The following is a 16,602-nucleotide window of genomic DNA, read 5'->3' as shown; positions in this document are numbered from 1 at the left end:
CCCGCCCCCGGCCCGGGCCCCCCCCCCGGCCCGGGGGGCCGGCCGGGCGGGGGGGGGCGGGGGCCCCGGCCCCCCCCCCCCGGGGGGCCCGCGGCCCCGCCCCGCGGCGAAGGCAAAACCCCGGGCCTCCTTCGCCGCGGCGCCACCAAACCGGATGTCCCGGGCGGCGGATGATCCGCCCCGCTCAGCCCAGTCGGCCGTACGTCCCCGCCGCCGTGAACGCCTCCCCGACCGGCGCGAGGAGCGAGGCGAGACGGCGGGCCCCCGCGTCACCGATCGGTTCCCACAGCGCGGCGCAGTGCTCGTCGGTCTCGGTCTCGATCCGCTCGCGCACCGCCCGGCCCTCGTCGGTCACGGCGCCGTCCTCGTCGAGCCAGCCCCGCGCGGCGCGGCGCGCCGTCGCCGCCGCCCACTCGTCGTCGTTCCACTGGCGGGTCGCCCGGGTCATCCCGGTCGGGGTGCGACCCGTCGCGGTTTGCAGCACGTTGCAGTCGCACGGGCCGAGGCGGTTGTCCGCGAGTACGACGAGATGCGCGTCGCCACGCCACTCGCGTACCACGGTGACCTGCTGCCACAGCGCGACGAGCGGCTCTGAGGGCAGTTCGACCGACGCGTTCGCGGCGGCCAGCGGCTTGCCCGCGTAGTCGGCACCGGCGACGACCGGATCGATCAGCGAGCGCGCCTCCGCGATCTGGTCGGCCGTGAGATCCACGCCGACGCGGCGCATCGAGCGGCCGACGGCCGCGAAGCGGGCGGCCTGCCAGCGCTCGGGCGACGCGGCGTCCCACACGCCGGTCATGGACTCGACCGCCCGGGGGCTGAAGTTGTAGAAGGTAGCGAGCGTGACCTGCCACGGGACCGCGCCCATGGCGGCCGACCTGGTCGCGAAGTACGCCGGCGCGCGGTCGGCCACACCGAACTCCGCGGCCTCCTCTGCGACCTCCGGAACGAAGTAGACGAAGTGGTGGGCCGCGCTGACGGCGCGTCCGACCTCGCGGACGGCTTGCAGATCCATGCGCGCGCCGGTCGGCTGGGTGTTGCCGGCGAGGGGTGCGAGAGGCATTGAGCTTGTTCTCCTGGCGAGTGGGGACATCGTGGTGCTGTGCGGACGGTAGTGCGGTGGAAGTGCGAGGTGGGAGGTGGGGGGTCCGAGTGCGGGCGTGCGGGTGCCGGACCGGGTCCGTCAGGCCGGGGTTTCGGCGGTCGCCGTCAGGACCGCGCGGCCCAGGATGTGCCCGGCCATGGTGAACCCGAGGAAGGCCGGAGTGGCGTCGGCCGGAACGCCGATGGCCTCGACGTCCAGGGCGTGCACCACGGCGAAGTAGCGGTGCGGGCCGTGCCCGGCCGGCGGGGCCGCGCCGATGAAACGGGCGGCACGGGCGTCGTTGGGCAACTGGAAGGCGCCCTCGGGGAGGCCCGAGCCCGTGTCGTCGCCCGCGCCCTCGGGGAGTTCGGTGACGGTGGCGGGGATGTCGGCCACGGCCCAGTGCCAGAAGCCGGAGCCGGTGGGGGCGTCGGGGTCGTACACCGTCACCGCGTAGCTCTTGGTGCCCTCGGGGGCCCCGCTCCAGGACAGCTGCGGGGAGACGTCCTTGCCGCCGGGCACACCGGACATGCCGGACAGCTGCTCGGGCGGCCAGGCGGCGCCGTCCGTGACGGTGGTGCTGGTGACGGTGAAGACGGCCGCCTCGGGGAGGCGTGCGAAGGGGTCGTTGAGGCTCATGGTGCTGGGAACCTTTCGGCGTGAATTCCGCATAAAGCGGACGGGATGGTGCGGACTCCGGGCGCGCCGAGCCACCGTTGCGGCCCGCTGCCCCGTGGGTATGGCCGGACCGCCCACGTCGGGCGGCTGCGGCCGGGGGGATCGGAGCCGGGCGGTGACCGCGGACGGGGTCGCGGTGGCCACGGTGGCGACCACGCGGCGACCCGGCGTATCGAGCGGCGCACTTCATCGACAATAACACCGATAATCGATTATTGAGCCAACCGTCTATGCTGACGGCATGACGCAGACAGCCGCCGCCTCCTCACCGGGAGACCCTCCGGAGAACTCACCGGAGACACCATCGGAGAACCCGCCGGAGAACCCGCCGGAAAAATCTTCGACAAGCGCTCCGGGGAGCTCCCCCGCGAAGCAGATGCTCTCCGAGCGGGTCTACGTCCGACTGCGGGACGCGATCCTGCGCGGCGACCACGCCCCGGGCGAGGCCCTCAAGCCGCAGGACCTCGCGCGGGAACAGGGCGTGAGCCTGGCCGTGGTGCGGGAGGCGCTGGTGCGGGTGGTCGGCGACGGGCTCGCCGACCGCCTGCACAACCGGGGTTTCGCCGTGCCCGTCTTCTCCGACCGGCGCTGGCAGGAGATCGCCGAGGCTCGGCGCACGATCGAGCCGGTCGTCCTGCGCATGTCCGTCCAGCGCGGCGACATCGACTGGGAGGCCCGGGTGCGGGCCGCGCACCACCGCCTGACCCGCACCCCCGCGTACACGCCCGAAAGCGGTAAGTACTACAGCGACGCCTGGGCCGAGGCGCACCGGATCTTCCACCGGACTCTGCTGGAGGGCTGCGGCAACCCCGTGCTGCTGGAGACCTTCGACCGCATGTGGACAGCGAGCGAACTGGCACGCCGCTGGTCGGCGCACCTCGTCCCGGGCCGGGACGGCGCCGGCGAGCACCGCCGGCTGGAGGAGGCGGCACTGGCCCGCGACGCCGACACCGCGGCGGCGGTCCTGGTCGAGCACCTCACCCTCACCGCGACCGGACTGACCGGTTCCGCCGACGCGTGACGGGGCCTCCCCCATCCCCGTCACGGCCTCCCCCATGCCCGTCACCACGGCACTTTCACGAAGAGACCTTTGCGAAGGTGTCTTTGCGAAGCACTGTTCGCGGTTCTAGAGTGACCGGCCCGCCCCCCGCCCCCGGCCCCGTCGAGCCCGGCCACGACGCAGTCCACCACGGTACGGAGCAGGGCTCGACACCCTCCCCGACGGCCTCCTCGCCCGGTCCTGGCACCGTCGTACTCGACGCCAAGGGCCTGCGCGCCCTCGCCCATCCCGTACGGGTCCAACTGGTCGGACTGCTGCGCAAGCACGGCCCCTCCACGGCGACCCGGCTCGCGGAGCGGCTCGGCGTCAACTCCGGGACGGCCAGCTACCACCTGCGCCGACTGGCGGCGGCCGGCTTTGTGGCGGAGGACACCGGCCGGGGCAACGCACGCGAGCGCTGGTGGCGCTCGCCGCACGAGCAGACACGCTTCGCGGGCGGGGAACTCGACGGGCAGGAGCCCGAGGCCGGCCTCGCGTATCTGCGGTCGGTGGCCGCCGCGTACACCCTGCGCGTACAGCGGGCCCTCGACGAGGTCCACACGGCCCCGCGGCCATGGCGTGACGCCCTCGACATGAGCGACCGGCCGCTGCGGATCACCCCCGCAGAGGCGGTGGCCCTCGGCGAGGAGCTGCGCGCCGTGGCCGAGCGCTACCGGCGGGACTCCGCCGAGCCGGCCGACGACATGCCCGAGGGGGCGGAGCGGGTCTCGGTGATCACCTACGTCCTGCCGGAGCTGTCCGGCCCCGGTGTGAAGCCCTCATGACAGGCCGGCCCGCCGGCTCCGGGGACATACCCGACGGGGCGCGGGGCGAGGCGGCTCGCGTTCCCAGTGCCGTACCCGCCCAGACGCCCAGCGCCGCATCGGCCGGGACAGGGACACCTGGTGCCCCGGCGACCGGGCCCCGGAGCCTGCGTCCGCTGATCGGCGTGCTCGCGGCCTCGCTGGTTTCGCTGACCGGTACGCGCGTATCCGCCATCGCGCTGCCCTGGTTCGTCCTCGCGACCTCGGGCAGCGCAGGCAGGACCGGGCTCGTCGCCTTCTGCGAGATGGCGCCGTACGTGCTGGTCAAGGCGTTCACCGGGCCGCTCGTGGACCGGGCGGGACCGCGCGTCGTCTCGTGGTCCACCGACCTGGTGAGCGCGGCTGCCGCCGTCACCGTCCCGCTGCTCCACGCGCGCGGCGTGCTCACGCTCCCGCTGCTGCTCGGCCTTGTCGCGCTGATCGGAGCCGCTCGCGGCCCCGGTGATCTCGCCAAGGAGATCATGGTGCCGGAGGCGGCGGACCGCGCCCGTGTCCCGCTGGAGCGTGCCACCGGCATCACGGGGGTGACGGAGCGTCTCGCCGCCACCGTCGGCCCCGCCGTTGGCGGCGGCGTCGTGGCGCTGCTCGGCCCGCTGACCGCCCTCGTCGTGAACGCGGGCTGCTTCGCGCTCGGCTCCGCCATCATCGCGGTGGCGCTGCCGCGGGGTATGGGCCGGTCCGTCGAGGACGTCCACGAGCCCACGGACCCGGCGGAGACGGCCGGGGCGCGGCGGGAGCACGGATACTGGCGGCGATTCGGCGAGGGGTTCACCTTCCTGCGGAGCGAACCGCTGCTGCTGACCGTCATCGTCACCGTCGGGATCACCAATCTGCTGGACGCCGCCTACAGCGGCGTGCTCGTACCCGTATGGGCACGGGATTCGGGTGGCGGCCCCGCCGTGATCGGCCTGACCGGCGCCGTCGGAAGCTGTGCCGCGATCGGCGGCAGCCTGATCGCGGCGGCGATCGCGCCCCGGATGCGGCGCAGGCCGGTGTTCTTCGCGGGCTTCCTGCTCGCCGGCGCACCGCGGTTCCTCGTCCTGGCCTTCGGCGCGCCCCTGTGGACGGTGCTCGCGGTGTTCGCGGTCGGCGGGTTCGGGGCCGGCTTCCTCAACCCGATCATCGGCGCGATCTCCTTCGAGCGGGTGCCGCGCCGCCTGCTGGGCCGGGTGAACGCGCTCGGCAACGCGACGGCCTGGGCGGGCATCCCCCTCGGCGGGCTCCTCGCGGGCGCGGCGGTGACCGCGTTCGGGCTCGCGCCGGTCCTGGTGGCGGGCGGGATCGCGTACTTCCTCACCACGAACCTGGCCGGGCTGCGGCCCGAGTGGCGCGAGATGGACCGGCGGCGCGCGCGGCCGTCCGCCGTGGCGCCGCCGTCCGGGGTGCCCGCCGCGGCCGTACCCCGACCCGCCGAACGGCCGGAGGCCGGGGCCGGGCCCGAGACGTCGTAGCGGCCCGGGCGTCGCACGGCCGGCGCCCCTCGCGCGGGGCGGCGCCTCTGTGCACAGCCGTGCGCGCCGGGCGGCTGCCGTCAGAACACGTACGCGTCGACCTCGGCCAGATATGTCGCGCGCAGCTCCTCCGCGTCCTCGAGGAAGGACGCGAGGAAGGAGTTGCGCGCCAGGTCGCGCAGCTGCTCGTCGGTGAGCGCCAGCGCGCTCGCCACCGCGCGGACGTTGTCCTCCGCGTAGCCGCCGAAGTAGGCGGGGTCGTCGGAGTTGACCGTGGCCATGAGCCCGGCCTCCAGCATGGCCCGCAGCGGGTGGTCCGCCAGGACGTCCACGGTCCGCAGCCGTACGTTCGACAGCGGGCACACCGTCAGCGGCACCCGGTCGCGGACGAGCCGTGCGACCAGCTCCGGGTCCTCCACCGCGCGCAGCCCGTGGTCGATCCGCTCAACACCGAGGACGTCGAGCGCCTCCCACACGTACGCCGGCGGGCCCTCCTCCCCCGCGTGCGCGACCCGGTTCAGGCCCAGGCGCGCCGCCTCCTCGTACACCGCGCGGAACTTCGACGGCGGGTGCCCGACCTCCGCGGAGTCGAGGCCGACGCCGGTGAGATGGCGCAGGTACGGGCGTGCGGCCCGCAGCGTCTCGGCGGCGGACTCGGCGGACTCGTCGCGCAGGAAGCACATGATCAGCCGGGTCGAGATGGAGTGCCGCTCCGGCGCGCTCTCCAGCGCTCGCGCGAGCCCCTCCACGACGGTGCCCATCGCGACGCCCCGGGCCAGATGGGCCTGCGGGTCGAAGAAGATCTCCGCGTGCCGTACGCCCTGGGCCGTCGCGCGCGTGAGATACGCCTCGGCGAGATCGGTGAAGTCGTCCTCGGTGCGCAGCACCGCCATGAGCTCGTAGTAGAGGTCGAGGAAGGACTGGAGGTCTTGGAAGCGGTACTTGTGCCGCAGCTCCTCGGCGTCCGCGTACGGCAGGACGATGCCGTTGCGCTCGGCGAGAGCGAAGGCGAGCTCGGGCTCCAGGGTGCCTTCTATGTGGAGGTGAAGTTCGGCCTTGGGGAGGGGCACGGGCCTGCCAGTTCGTAGGGGGACAAGGACAGTCGATTCTAGACCTGCCCAGGTCAGGGCACGTACGGGAACGACGTGGCGTACGGCACGCCGGCGGCGGGGCGGCGGCCGCGCGGATCGGGGTCAGGGCCGCCCGGTGGCCGGCCGTCCGCCCGGCCGGTCAGCCGCGCAGGGCGTGCTCCGCCGCGCCGAGCAGGGCCGCGTCCTCACCGTCGGGGCGGACGGCCGGGCGCAGTGCGGCGAGGGCCGGGTGACGCTCCGTCAGGCCCTGGGCGAAGGGCGGCCCGAACCGGTCCCAGGCGGCCGTGGCCGACCCTCCGACGACCAGTGCCTCGGCCTCGAAGGCCGCGAGCCAGGGCGCCATGGCCCGGCCCAGGGCCCGCAGGGCGTCCTCCGTGACGGTCCTGGCGGCACGGTCGCCCCGCGCGGCCCGCTGCGAAAGGCCGCGCAGCCCGTCCACGGGCAGGGAGGTGAGGCCGGTGTAGCGGGCGATCAGTGCCCGGGTCGACACGGTGTCCTCCAGCGGGCGCCCATCGATCGCCAGAAGGTCCGCACGGCCTCCGGGCGGCACGCGCGGGCCCTCCTCGACGGGTGTGCCGCGGTCGAGGAACACCGAGCCGACACCGGTACCCAGGGTCAGGGCGACGAACCGCCGTGCCGAGGTGTGGCCGGTGCGCCACGCGCCGAGCCCGAAGGCGTGGGCGTCGTTGAGGAAGCGCAGCCGGGCGGGCGGACGCCGCAGCAGGGGGACGAGGCAGTCGGCGACGCGGAGGCCGTCGAGGGCGGCGAACTTGCCGACGCCCCGGTAGCGCGCCGTTCCCGCGGAGTAGTCGAACGGCCCCGGCACGGCGACGCCCCAGGCGCCGCCGAGGTCCCGGTGTCGCAGGCAGTCCGCGGCCAGCATGCCGTTCGCCGCGTCGGCGAGCGCCGCGACGAACTCCTCTGGCGTGGCGTCCGGCCGCAGAGGCAGCCGCCGCCGTGAGCCCTCAACCACAGCGGCCCCGGCAGGGTCGACGGCCGCGGCCGTGACATGCGACCCTCCGACTTCCAGTACGGGTACGGCGGTGGCCGCCGCGGTGGAGGTCATGGCGGCCTACCGGGATACCGGGTGGTCGACGAGCGTCGTCGCGATGGTCCGGCGCCTCGGCTGGAGCGGCACCGTGCTGCGCTGGCGTTCGAACAGCAGTGAGGCGGCCGCCCTGCCGACCTCCGCCGCGTCGTACGACACGACCGTCAGCGGCAGGTACAGCATGTCGGCGAGTTCGATGTCGTCGAAGCCGGCGAGCGCCACGGGGCCCTTGTCCTCGGGCCGGTCGCGCAGGGCGCGCAACACACCTACGGTGTTGCGGTTGTTGGCCGCAAGCAGCGCCGTCGGCGGGTCGGGCAGCGCGAGCATGGCGCGTGCGGCCCGCTCGGCGAGCACGCTGTCGCCGCGCTCCCGGCTGACGTAGCGCTCGTCCACCGCGATGCCCGCCTCCTCCAACGCCAGGGCGTAGCCGCGGAAGCGCTCGGAGCCCGTCCACAGCGAGGGGGGCAGCCCGAGGAAGCCGATGCGCCGGTGGCCGCGGTCGAGGAGTTCCCGGCAGGCGGCGCGCGTGCCGCCGACGTCGTCCACGAGTACGCAGTCCACCTCGATGCCCATCGGCGGGGCGGCCGCGAGCACCACGGGTGTGTCGCGGAGCCGTTCGCCGGCCAGATGGCCCTGGTCGTGGCTCGCGGGCACCACCACGAGGCCGTCCACCCCGCGCTCCAGCAGGTCGGTGACGACGTCGCGTTCGACGCCCGGGTCCTCACTGGTGCTGCCGAGCATGACGCGCGCGCCGTAGCGCACGCACACTTCTTCGACGCCGACGGCGAGCCGGGAGTAGAAGGGGTTGCCGAGGTTGGTGACGACGAGGCCGATGAGTTCGCTGGGGCCGCCGGAACGCAGGCCCCTGGCAAGCTTGTTCGGCCGGTAGCCGAGCGCGGCCACCTCCGCGAGCACCCGCTTGCGGGTGGCCTCGCCGATGCCGGGCTGCCCGCGCAGGGCGCGGGAGACCGTCATCGTGCTGACACCCAGCCGTTCCGCCACGTCCCGCATCGTCAGCGGCGATGCGGGGTCGGAGTGCGTGCTCATACCACCTGTGCCTTCACCAGGCGGACCGGGTCCGGCCCCTGGTTCCGCACGGTGTACGCGGTGACGGACGCCGGAACCGCGAGAGTCTCCGCACAGTGTACGAAGTGCCGTTCCCCGGAGGCCGTGTTGATGAGCGCTCCTTGACCGTCGACGACGGTCAGGACGTGGAAGCGCCCGTTGGTCTCCTGTGGCGCCTCGTGTCCGGGGGCGACCTCGATCCTGCGGACCTCGAAGAACATGTCGGGCAGGGCGCCGAGGAGTTCCTCGCGCCAGCCGTCCCCCCGGTGCAGGGTCCTGGGCCGCTGGACCAGGTCGCGCGGCACGGACGCGCCGGAGCGCCGCGGGTCCAGGTTGCGGAAGGCGTGCTCGACGTGGACGGCGCGCTGGCGGTCGGCGGCGTCCCTGCGCAGCCAGTCGTAGAAGCGCAGGGAGTACAGATAGGGGGTGGCGCTGACCTCCAGGACGACGTTGCCCTCGCCGCTGCCGTGCGGTGTTCCGGCCGGGACGAGGTAGAGCCGGCCCGCCTCGGCGGGGAACGTCTGCACGTACCGCTCGATGTCGAAGGCCTCACCGTGTGCGTCGGCGGCGTGGGCCCGGGCGTGGAAGGCGTCGATGTCGGCGTCCTCGCGCAGGCCGAGGAAGACCTTGCTGTGCGCGCCCGCCCGCATCAGGTAGTAGGTCTCGTGCTGGGTGTACGGCCAGCCGAAGACGGTGCGCATGTCGTCGGGCCGGGGATGGCAGTGGACCGAGAGGTTGCCGCCTCCCTCGGTGTCCAGGTAGTCGAAGCGGATGGGGAACGAGGTGCCGAACGTCTCGTACACGTCCCGGCCCAGCACTTCTTCAGGGGACAGCGCGACGACGAGCTGGAAGGGCACCTCCACGCAGCGCTCCGTGTCGCCGCTCTCGCCACCGTCACCGCCATCGCTGCCGTCGCCACCGTCATCGTCGCCGTCGCCGCCGAGCAGCACACCGCTCTCCGGCGCGATGAGTTCGTAGCCGAGGGCGGTGTTGGGGGCGCCGGGGTTGTGCCCCAGCGCCTCCTGCCCCCAGTGGCCGCCCCACGGTGTGGAGTTGAACGTCGGCCGGGTGCGGAAGGGGCGCCCGGCGAGCCAGCGGCAGGAGGCGCGCCGCGCCTCGCCGCTGATCGAGGCCGGCTCCGCGCTGTCGGTGGCGTCGAACCACCGGCCGATGCGCCCGGCCGTCGCGTCGCGGTGCCGGTCCTGCACCGGCCAGTCGATGTAGAACAGGCGCCGCAGGCTGGGCGGTTCACCGGCGGGCGCGGCGAGGTTGCGGCCCCGGCCCTCGGCGACGGCCGCCTCCGCGTGGCGCTTGGGGACGTCGGCCCACCAGATCTCGTCCGCCCCGGCGGCCAGGGCCGCGCCGGGGCCGAAGAGTACGTGCAGAGCGTCGCCCGCTTTGCCGTCCGCTCCGTCCGCGCGGGGCACGGCGGCGAGGCCGGCGAGGGCCTCGGGGTCCAGCAGGTCGGAGAGGGTACCGTCCGCGAGTTTCGCGAAGTGGGGGTCGTCCCGCAGCACTTCGGACTCGGTCAGGAGGCGCACACGGCCCCAGTCGCGGGCCGCGTCGCGGGCGTCCGCGAGGGTGAGGCGGGGGCGGACAGTGGCGAGGGCCGCCCCGGCGTGCCGTGCGACCGCGTCCCAGTCGACCGCGGCGGGCCCGTCGACCGCGAGGACCCGTACGGCCGGGGACAGGGTCGCCGCGGCGCCCGCCCAACCGGTGAGGACCGCGCCCTCGCGTACGGGGTAACGCGGCGCCGGATCGTAGTGCGGTGCCGGCTCCCCGGCCTGCGAGTGGTTGCTCATGCCATCGACCTCATCGAGATAACGTCAACGCTACTTCTTCTCAAAACCCAAGTACGCCTGTACGTTACCGATAACTTACCAGGTCGGTGATTCCGTGACGAGGGGGTCCGATGGGGTTGATCGACATGCCACGAGGGGTGAGCAGGCGCACGGCGCTGGCGTCGTCGTTCGCCGGGGCCGCCGCTCTCGCGCTCAGCGCCTGCGCACGCGGCACGATGTCCCTGCCCGCGCCGTCCGACGTACTGTCCCTGTTCAACGACAACCCCAGCTGGGCGCCCGGATTCGAGGACGCGGGACGGGAGTTGCGCACGGCGGCCGGGTACCGGCTGGCACCACGGGCCGTGCCGAACGTCAGCAACTACCAGCAGATCGTGCGGATGTCGGCACAGACCGACTCCAGCGCCGACCTCATCAAGTGGTGGAACGGGTACCGCCTGCGCGACGTCGCCCGGGCCGGCATCCTCGCCGACGTCACCCCCGCGTGGGACGAGGCGGAGCGCAGGGGCTGGTGCGACGACCCCACCCTGCGGGCGTCGTTCACCAGCGACGGCAGGCAGTACGGCGTCCCGCTGTACAAGTCGTACTACGCGGTCTTCTACAGCAAGCCGCTCTTCGCCCGGCTCGGCCTCGAAGTGCCCACGACCTGGCAGGAGTTCCTGCACATCGTGGACGCCGCACACGCACGGCGCATCACACCGATCGCGTCGGGCGGCGCGACCACCTGGGAGTCGTCCATCTGGTTCCAGCAGTTGCTCAACGGGCTTGACCACCAGTTCTACCTGGACCTCACGGCCGGCAAGCGCTCCTACACCGACGCCCGGTGCCGGGAGGCGATGGGCCTGTGGAGCGACCTGTACCGGCGCGGCGCGTTCTCCTCGCCCGACGTGTCGGCCAGCGACCTGCCGGGCCGGTTCGCGCAGGGCCGCACCGCCATGTACCTCTACGGCACCTGGAACACCGGGGCATTCCTCGACGCCGGCGTCAAGGACGCGGACCTGGGCGCCTTCCTGCTGCCCCCGCCGCCCGGCGGGAACCGCTCGGTCCTCGTGGAGAGCGGCGTCCTGGCCGTCTCGGCACACGCCCACAAGCGCGGGGCCGCGCTGAAGGCGGCACGTTCCTGGCTCGATCCCTCAGTGCAGAAGGCGTGGACGGGCTTCCTGCGTGACACGTCGGCGGACCCCTCGGTGGTGCCGGACGTGGGCGCGGTGCGCGATGTGGTCGCGCAGGTCCGCGACGAGCGGCCGTCCCAGGCCGTCCGCTACTGGGAGGCGTCTCCCCCGGTGCTGATCGAGGGCAACGTGCAGGATCTCAGCGCCTTCATGATCGACCCCACGGCCGCCAGGGCCGCGCAGACGCTTCAGAGCATGCAGCGCCGAGCAGAGAAGGAGTGGAAGGCGTGGAAGTCCTGACCACCGACGCGAAGGCGGCCTCCCGGACCGCGCACACGGCACACGGCGGGGCCGGGGGCCCGGCATCCGCGCCCCGCTCCGGCGGCCTCCGGCGCGCCGCCTGGGTGGGCGCGTTCCTCGCGCCCGCCATCACACTCGTCGGGGTGTTGCTGGTCGTCCCGTTCGCGGTCACCGCGTACCGGAGCCTGTTCGACGACAACGGCATCACAGCGCACTTCGTCGGGCTCGCCAACTACGGTGCCCTGCTGACCGATCCGGACTTCGGCCGGTCCCTGCTCAACACGGTGATGTGGGTGGCGGGCACGCTGGTCCTGCCCGTGCTGCTCGGCCTCGTGCTCGCGGTGCTCACCCACTCCGTGCGCTGGGGGGCCGTGGCCCGCACCGCCGTGGTCATCCCGTACGCGCTGTCGGGCTCCGCCACGGCCCTGTTGTGGACGTTCCTCCTCAAGAGCGACGGGGCGGTCAACCAGTCGCTCCACGCGGTGGGACTCGGCGGCTGGCAGCAGGACTGGCTGCTGCACTGGCCGCTCAACACGATCGTGATGATCGTGGTGACGACCTGGCAGTCCACCGGCGCCTCGCTGATCCTCTTCCTGATCGGACTCCAGACCATCCCGGTGGAAACCCTGGAGGCGGCGCGGATCGACGGCGCGAGAGGCGTCCAGATGTTCCTGCGGGTGATCGTGCCGCAGCTGCGGCCCATGACGGTCGTCGTCGTGGGGATGTCCATCGTCAACAGCCTCAAGACGTTCGACATCGTCTGGCTGCTGACCCAGGGCGGTCCCGGGACGGCGTCCGAGACCCTGGCCCTGACGATGTACCGGGAGACCTTCACCCTCGACCGGTACGGCTATGGGGCCGCCGTGTCCGTCGTGCTGACGGCGGTCGTCGTCGCGGCGTCCTGGCTCTATCTGCGCCGGCAGGTGCAGCCGCGGCGGGAGAGCGCCGCATGACGGGCCGGGCCGTACGCCATGTCCTGGTCGCGCTGATCTCGCTGCTGTGGCTGGTGCCGACCTGGCTGGTGGTCGTCAACGCCTTCACCCCGTCGAAGCAGTACACCGGCTCCCCGCGCTGGTGGTTCGGCTCCTGGGGCATCCTCGGCAACATCCGCGCCGCCTTCACCAGCGCCGCCGTGGGCCGGGGCCTGCTCAACACCGTGGTGTACGCGGTCGTGGGCGCGGCGATCGCCGTGGTGATCGCGGCGCTCGCCTCGTTCGCCGTCACGGTGATGCCGGTCCGCCGGCCCGCGATCTGGTTCTGGGCGATCTTCATCGGCACCGTGCTGCCGCTGCAGACCTTCCTCTCCCCGCAGTTCACGGGGTTCGCCCGGGCCGGGCTCTACGACACCCAGTACGGGATGGTGCTGGTGTACGTGGCGCTCACGGTGCCCTTCGCGTTCTTCGTCAACCGCAACTTCATGATGACCGTGCCGCGGGAGATCTCCGAGGCCGCCCAGCTCGACGGAGTCAACTGGGCGCGGATGTTCCTGTCCATCCACCTGCCCCTGGCCAGGAACGCCCTGCTGGCGGCGTTCATCTTCCAGTTCACCTGGATCTGGAACGACCTCCTGTTCGGCATCACGCTCTCCGTCAGCCCCAATGTGCGGCCAGTCATGGCCACCCTGGCGGACCTGAGCGGCGACTACTCCACGGTGGGACCGCCCGCCGTGCTCGCCGGGGCCCTCGTGGCGTCGGTGCCCACCGTGGTCCTCTTCTTCGTCTTCCAGCGCTTCTTCGTCAACAGCCTGCGCCTGACGTCCTGACCGAACCATCTTGGGGAGAGACAACTCATGACGACGCGTGCCCTCGTACGCGACCGCCGGTGGTCGACCGACAAGGCCCGGACGAGCATGGTCGGCCTCGCGGTCGCCGCCACCGCGCGGTGTGGCGGCACCCGGCTGCGTGCCCTGCCGGAACACCTCGTACGGCGGACCCCGTCCGGCGCCCTGCGCTGCGTACGGCTCCTGATCGACGGTGCCCAGGCCGACCCCGGCGGCTGGACCTTCAGCGCCGAGGCGGCAGGCCGCGGCCCGATCCCCGTACAGGCCGTACCCGCACCCGGCGGGCAGCGGCTGCTGCTGCCCCTGGAGAGCTCCGCGCTCGATCTCCGCATCACCGCCACCCGCCAGGGTTCCTCGGCCGTACTCGCCTTCACCCTCGAACCGCCGCGTGAGTGGACGATCCATCTCGTGCACCACTCGCACCTGGACATCGGCTACACCGACCCGCAGGGCACCGTGCTGGGCGAGCACGTCGCCTTCCTCGACTCCTGCCTCGACCTGACGCGCGCCACCGACGACTGGCCCGACCACGCCAGGTTCCGCTGGGCGGTGGAGTCCCTGTGGTCGTTCGAGCAGTGGGCGGCGGCCCGGCCGGCGCGGCGCGTCGACGAGTTCGTACGGCGCGTCAAGGCCGGGCAGATCGAGTTGACCGCCATGCCCTACAACCTGCACACCGACACCTGCTCCACCGACGAGCTGCATGAACTCCTGCGACTCGCCCACCGCGTCAAGCAGGCCCACGGCATCGACTTCCTCAGCGCCATGCAGACCGATGTGCCGGGCACCGTCGCGGGGCTTCCCGACGCGCTGGCCGGGCTCGGCGTGCGCTACCTGTCGGTGGCGCACAACTGGGCCGGGCGCTCCGTCCCCAACATGAACGGCGGCGCGCAGCTCCCGCGCCTGTTCCGCTGGCGCGCTCCCTCGGGAAACGAACTGCTCACCTGGATGACGGACAGCCCGCACGGCCTCGCGTACATGGAGGGGCCCGTCCTCGGCTTCGACACCTCCTACGAGATGGTGGACGACCTGCTGCCCGCCTACCTCACGGCCCTCGCGACCAACCCGTACCCCATCCCGCCCGAGCTGGTCGGCTCGCCGGGGCCGACCGCGGGGCACCGCGAGCCGTACCCCTGGGACATCCTGCACCTGCGGGTCCAGGGCCACTTCGGGGACAACGCGCCGCCCCGGCTGATCCTGGCGGAGACCGTGCGCCGCTGGAACGAGACGTGGGCGTCGCCGACGCTGCGGCTGTCCACGAACACGGACTTCTTCACGGACGCCGAGCGGCGCCTCGGCGACTCCGTCCCCGTCTTCGAGGGCGACTGGGGCGACTGGTGGGTCGAGGGCGTCGGCTCGGGGGCCCGGCCGCAGGCCATGGTCCGGCGGGCGCAGTCCACCGTGACCGACGCAGCCACCCTGTACGGCATGGCGGCCCTCGCCGACCTCCGGCGCACCGCTCCCCCGGCGGCCGGGGACGCCCGGCGCGGCGCGTCCGGCGTGTACCGGTCGGTCTCCCTGTTCAACGAGCACACCTGGGGCGCGGGCGACCCGTGGACCCACGGCGACGAGGGCATGGGCTCAGGCGACCAGCAGTGGCACTGGAAGTACGGGTACGCGCTGCACGGCGACAACGACGCCGACACATTCCTCGACCACGCCTCGTCGGCCCTGGGCTCCGCACTGCCCACGGCTCCCGGCGCCGATGCCACCTACTGGGCGGTCAACACCACCTCCGCGCCGCGTACTTCGGTGGTGGAGCTGTTCGTGCGGGAGAGCCGCGTCGCCCTGGACCGGGCGGTGTCCGTCACCGACGGGCGCACCGGCGGGCCGCTGCCCGCCGTCGTCGTGGCGCAGACCAATCCGGTGCACCGGGACGCGGGACGCTGGGTGCGGGTCGAGGTGCCGGACGTCCCGCCGTTCGGGCTCGTCAGGCTCGACCTCACCGCCGCGCCCCACGGCACCGCCGATGTGCCGTCCACCGACGGCGGTTCGCGGGAAGAACGGGACGCGGTCCCGCTGCCGACCGCCGACGACCTGGTCCTGGAGAACGACCACCTCAGGGTGCGCGTCGACCTCGCGCGCGCCTGCCTCGCCTCGATCACCGAGAAGGCGACGGGACGCGAACTCGTCGACCAGGACGCCGTGGTGGGCTTCAACGGCTATGTCTACGACACATACACCACCGCGGGCGGCTACAACCACCAGGCCAACAAGACGACCGCGTCCGAGGAGCTCGAACTCCTCGGCTCCCGTTCCCTGGCCCGCCCCGCCGTCCTCCTCGAACGCCGTGACGACGCCCTCGGAGCGCACCTGACGTACGAGTACGCGGCGGACGGAGCGCGCCTCGCCCGCACCACCGTCAGCCTCGGCCGCGACGACGCGCATGTCGTCCTCGACAACCGCTTCGACAAGACCGCGACCATGACGAAGGAGAGCGCCTACCTGGCCTTCCCGTTCGCCCTGACCGACCCCGCCGTGCACTACGAGATCACCGGCGCGCTGACCGGCAGCGGTCTCGCGCACGTCCCCGGCGCTCCCCAGCACATGCGCGCCGTACGGTCGTTCGTCTCCCTCCGGGACGCCGAGGGACCCGTCGCCTGGGTCACGCGCGACGCGCCGCTGGTCGAGCCGGAGACCATCCCGCTGCCGTACGCGCCCTTCCCCGACTCGACGGCGCCCCGGCAGCCCGGCACCCTCTACTCCTGGGTCCACAACAACCTGTGGGACACCAACTTCCCGTCGCAGCAGGCGTTCGACACGACGTTCCGCTACGCGGTCGGCGTCCGCAGGGCCGGCGAGACGATCGACGCGGACGCCCTGGCCCTGCGTACCGCCCTGGAGATCGACCACCCGCTGGTGGGCGTCGCGGCACACGGTGAACCCGCGGCGGACGGCGCCCCGGCCGAACGCGCCCTGCTGTCCCTGGACGATCCGCTGGTACGCGTGATCGACGCGGCCCCGGTGCCCTCACGCGGGGCGGACGGCGGCCCGGAGAGTCCCGACGACATCCTGGTCCGCCTCCAGTCGTTCGCGACGGAGGCCCGCACGGTGCGGCTCAGCTGCGGCTTCCCCGTCGCGGACGCCCAGGGTGCCACCTTCCTCGGCGATCACGCGGGGCCGGTCACGCTCGAAGGGAACGACGTCCTCGTGGAGATACCGCGTCTCGGCAGCACCGCCGTACGTCTCGGACCTGCCAGGACGGGCTGAGCGTCCGGGCCCCGCTCGGGGGCCTTGCGATCGGGCCGGGGGGGGGGGGGGGCCCCCCCCCCGGGCGGGGCCCGGGCGCACCCAGAGAAAACACCCCCCCACGGGGGCCCGAATAGGAACCCAG

The 16,602-nt window shown here is 73.3% G+C and carries 13 protein-coding genes; 7 read left to right on the top strand and 6 right to left on the bottom strand.

Features of this window, described 5'->3' with window-relative positions; all coding sequences use genetic code 11:
• Positions 1-184 precede the first annotated feature (184 nt).
• Both LCE31_RS22770 and LCE31_RS22765 read right to left on the bottom strand, forming a co-directional pair.
• The gene (locus LCE31_RS22770) at positions 185-1,015 is read right to left on the bottom strand and encodes an SCO6745 family protein (protein ID WP_441349420.1); all 831 of its coding nucleotides are present in this window, start codon (positions 1,013-1,015) and stop codon (positions 185-187) included.
• A 168-nt stretch (positions 1,016-1,183) separates the two neighbouring features.
• Positions 1,184-1,723 carry a YbhB/YbcL family Raf kinase inhibitor-like protein gene (locus LCE31_RS22765; RefSeq protein ID WP_225016996.1) on the bottom strand — a complete coding sequence of 180 codons (540 nt, stop codon included), beginning with the start codon at positions 1,721-1,723 and terminating at the stop codon, positions 1,184-1,186.
• Between the two features lie 415 nt (positions 1,724-2,138).
• Between LCE31_RS22765 and LCE31_RS22760 the strand changes: the two genes are divergently transcribed.
• The 3 genes from LCE31_RS22760 (at position 2,139) to LCE31_RS22750 (ending at position 5,076) form a co-directional block, all read left to right on the top strand.
• Entirely contained in the window at positions 2,139-2,783 is a 645-nt protein-coding gene (locus LCE31_RS22760) for a GntR family transcriptional regulator (protein WP_225017004.1), read from the top strand.
• 248 nt (positions 2,784-3,031) lie between these two features.
• Entirely contained in the window at positions 3,032-3,586 is a 555-nt protein-coding gene (locus tag LCE31_RS22755; protein ID WP_225017002.1) for an ArsR/SmtB family transcription factor, read from the top strand.
• A 155-nt stretch (positions 3,587-3,741) separates the two neighbouring features.
• Entirely contained in the window at positions 3,742-5,076 is a 1,335-nt protein-coding gene (locus LCE31_RS22750; RefSeq protein ID WP_263632172.1) for an MFS transporter, read from the top strand.
• An 80-nt stretch (positions 5,077-5,156) separates the two neighbouring features.
• On the opposite strand, the gene LCE31_RS22745 is transcribed toward LCE31_RS22750, so the two are convergent.
• From LCE31_RS22745 to LCE31_RS22730, 4 genes are all read right to left on the bottom strand, one after another.
• A complete protein-coding gene (locus LCE31_RS22745) occupies positions 5,157-6,146 on the bottom strand; it encodes an adenosine deaminase (protein WP_225016993.1) in 990 nt (329 codons plus the stop codon).
• Between the two features lie 160 nt (positions 6,147-6,306).
• Positions 6,307-7,233: an ROK family protein gene (locus LCE31_RS22740; RefSeq protein ID WP_225016991.1), complete on the bottom strand. Its 927-nt coding sequence runs from the start codon at positions 7,231-7,233 to the stop codon at positions 6,307-6,309.
• A 6-nt stretch (positions 7,234-7,239) separates the two neighbouring features.
• Positions 7,240-8,262: a LacI family DNA-binding transcriptional regulator gene (locus LCE31_RS22735; protein WP_225016990.1), complete on the bottom strand. Its 1,023-nt coding sequence runs from the start codon at positions 8,260-8,262 to the stop codon at positions 7,240-7,242.
• Entirely contained in the window at positions 8,259-10,082 is a 1,824-nt protein-coding gene (locus tag LCE31_RS22730) for a class I mannose-6-phosphate isomerase (protein WP_225016989.1), read from the bottom strand. Before LCE31_RS22730 ends, LCE31_RS22735 begins: the two co-directional genes overlap by 4 nt.
• A 137-nt stretch (positions 10,083-10,219) precedes the next feature.
• Here LCE31_RS22730 and LCE31_RS22725 point away from each other — a divergent pair, with 137 nt between their 5' ends.
• Genes LCE31_RS22725 through LCE31_RS22710 form a run of 4 tightly spaced genes read left to right on the top strand, consistent with a single transcriptional unit; the run spans position 10,220 to position 16,478 of the window.
• The gene (locus LCE31_RS22725; protein ID WP_225016988.1) at positions 10,220-11,491 is read left to right on the top strand and encodes an ABC transporter substrate-binding protein; all 1,272 of its coding nucleotides are present in this window, start codon (positions 10,220-10,222) and stop codon (positions 11,489-11,491) included.
• Positions 11,479-12,444, top strand: coding sequence for a carbohydrate ABC transporter permease (locus LCE31_RS22720; protein ID WP_225016987.1), 966 nt, complete (start codon positions 11,479-11,481; stop codon positions 12,442-12,444). The genes LCE31_RS22725 and LCE31_RS22720 overlap by 13 nt, the downstream gene beginning before the upstream one ends.
• Positions 12,441-13,253 carry a carbohydrate ABC transporter permease gene (locus LCE31_RS22715; RefSeq protein WP_263632168.1) on the top strand — a complete coding sequence of 271 codons (813 nt, stop codon included), beginning with the start codon at positions 12,441-12,443 and terminating at the stop codon, positions 13,251-13,253. The genes LCE31_RS22720 and LCE31_RS22715 overlap by 4 nt, the downstream gene beginning before the upstream one ends.
• A 27-nt stretch (positions 13,254-13,280) precedes the next feature.
• Positions 13,281-16,478, top strand: a complete 3,198-nt coding sequence (locus tag LCE31_RS22710) for a glycoside hydrolase family 38 C-terminal domain-containing protein (RefSeq protein ID WP_225016986.1) — start codon at positions 13,281-13,283, stop codon at positions 16,476-16,478.
• Positions 16,479-16,602: the final 124 nt, after the last annotated feature.

Source organism: Streptomyces sp. 8L, from assembly GCF_020176795.1.
In the GTDB taxonomy this organism is placed as follows: Bacteria; Actinomycetota; Actinomycetes; order Streptomycetales; family Streptomycetaceae; genus Streptomyces.
Note: the sequence above shows the minus strand (reverse complement) of the source record. Positions and strands in the feature narration are given on the sequence as shown.

What these genes read in the sequence shown, in the direction of transcription:
- LCE31_RS22765 (WP_225016996.1), bottom strand. Translation starts at nt 1,723, where the DNA reads ATGAGCCTCAACGACCCCTTCGCACGCCTCCCCGAGGCGGCCGTCTTC.
- LCE31_RS22770 (WP_441349420.1), bottom strand. Translation starts at nt 1,015, where the DNA reads ATGGATCTGCAAGCCGTCCGCGAGGTCGGACGCGCCGTCAGCGCGGCC.
- LCE31_RS22730 (WP_225016989.1), bottom strand. Translation starts at nt 10,082, where the DNA reads ATGAGCAACCACTCGCAGGCCGGGGAGCCGGCACCGCACTACGATCCG.
- LCE31_RS22760 (WP_225017004.1), top strand. Translation starts at nt 2,139, where the DNA reads ATGCTCTCCGAGCGGGTCTACGTCCGACTGCGGGACGCGATCCTGCGC.
- LCE31_RS22735 (WP_225016990.1), bottom strand. Translation starts at nt 8,262, where the DNA reads ATGAGCACGCACTCCGACCCCGCATCGCCGCTGACGATGCGGGACGTG.
- LCE31_RS22715 (WP_263632168.1), top strand. Translation starts at nt 12,441, where the DNA reads ATGACGGGCCGGGCCGTACGCCATGTCCTGGTCGCGCTGATCTCGCTG.
- LCE31_RS22740 (WP_225016991.1), bottom strand. Translation starts at nt 7,233, where the DNA reads ATGACCTCCACCGCGGCGGCCACCGCCGTACCCGTACTGGAAGTCGGA.
- LCE31_RS22710 (WP_225016986.1), top strand. Translation starts at nt 13,281, where the DNA reads ATGACGACGCGTGCCCTCGTACGCGACCGCCGGTGGTCGACCGACAAG.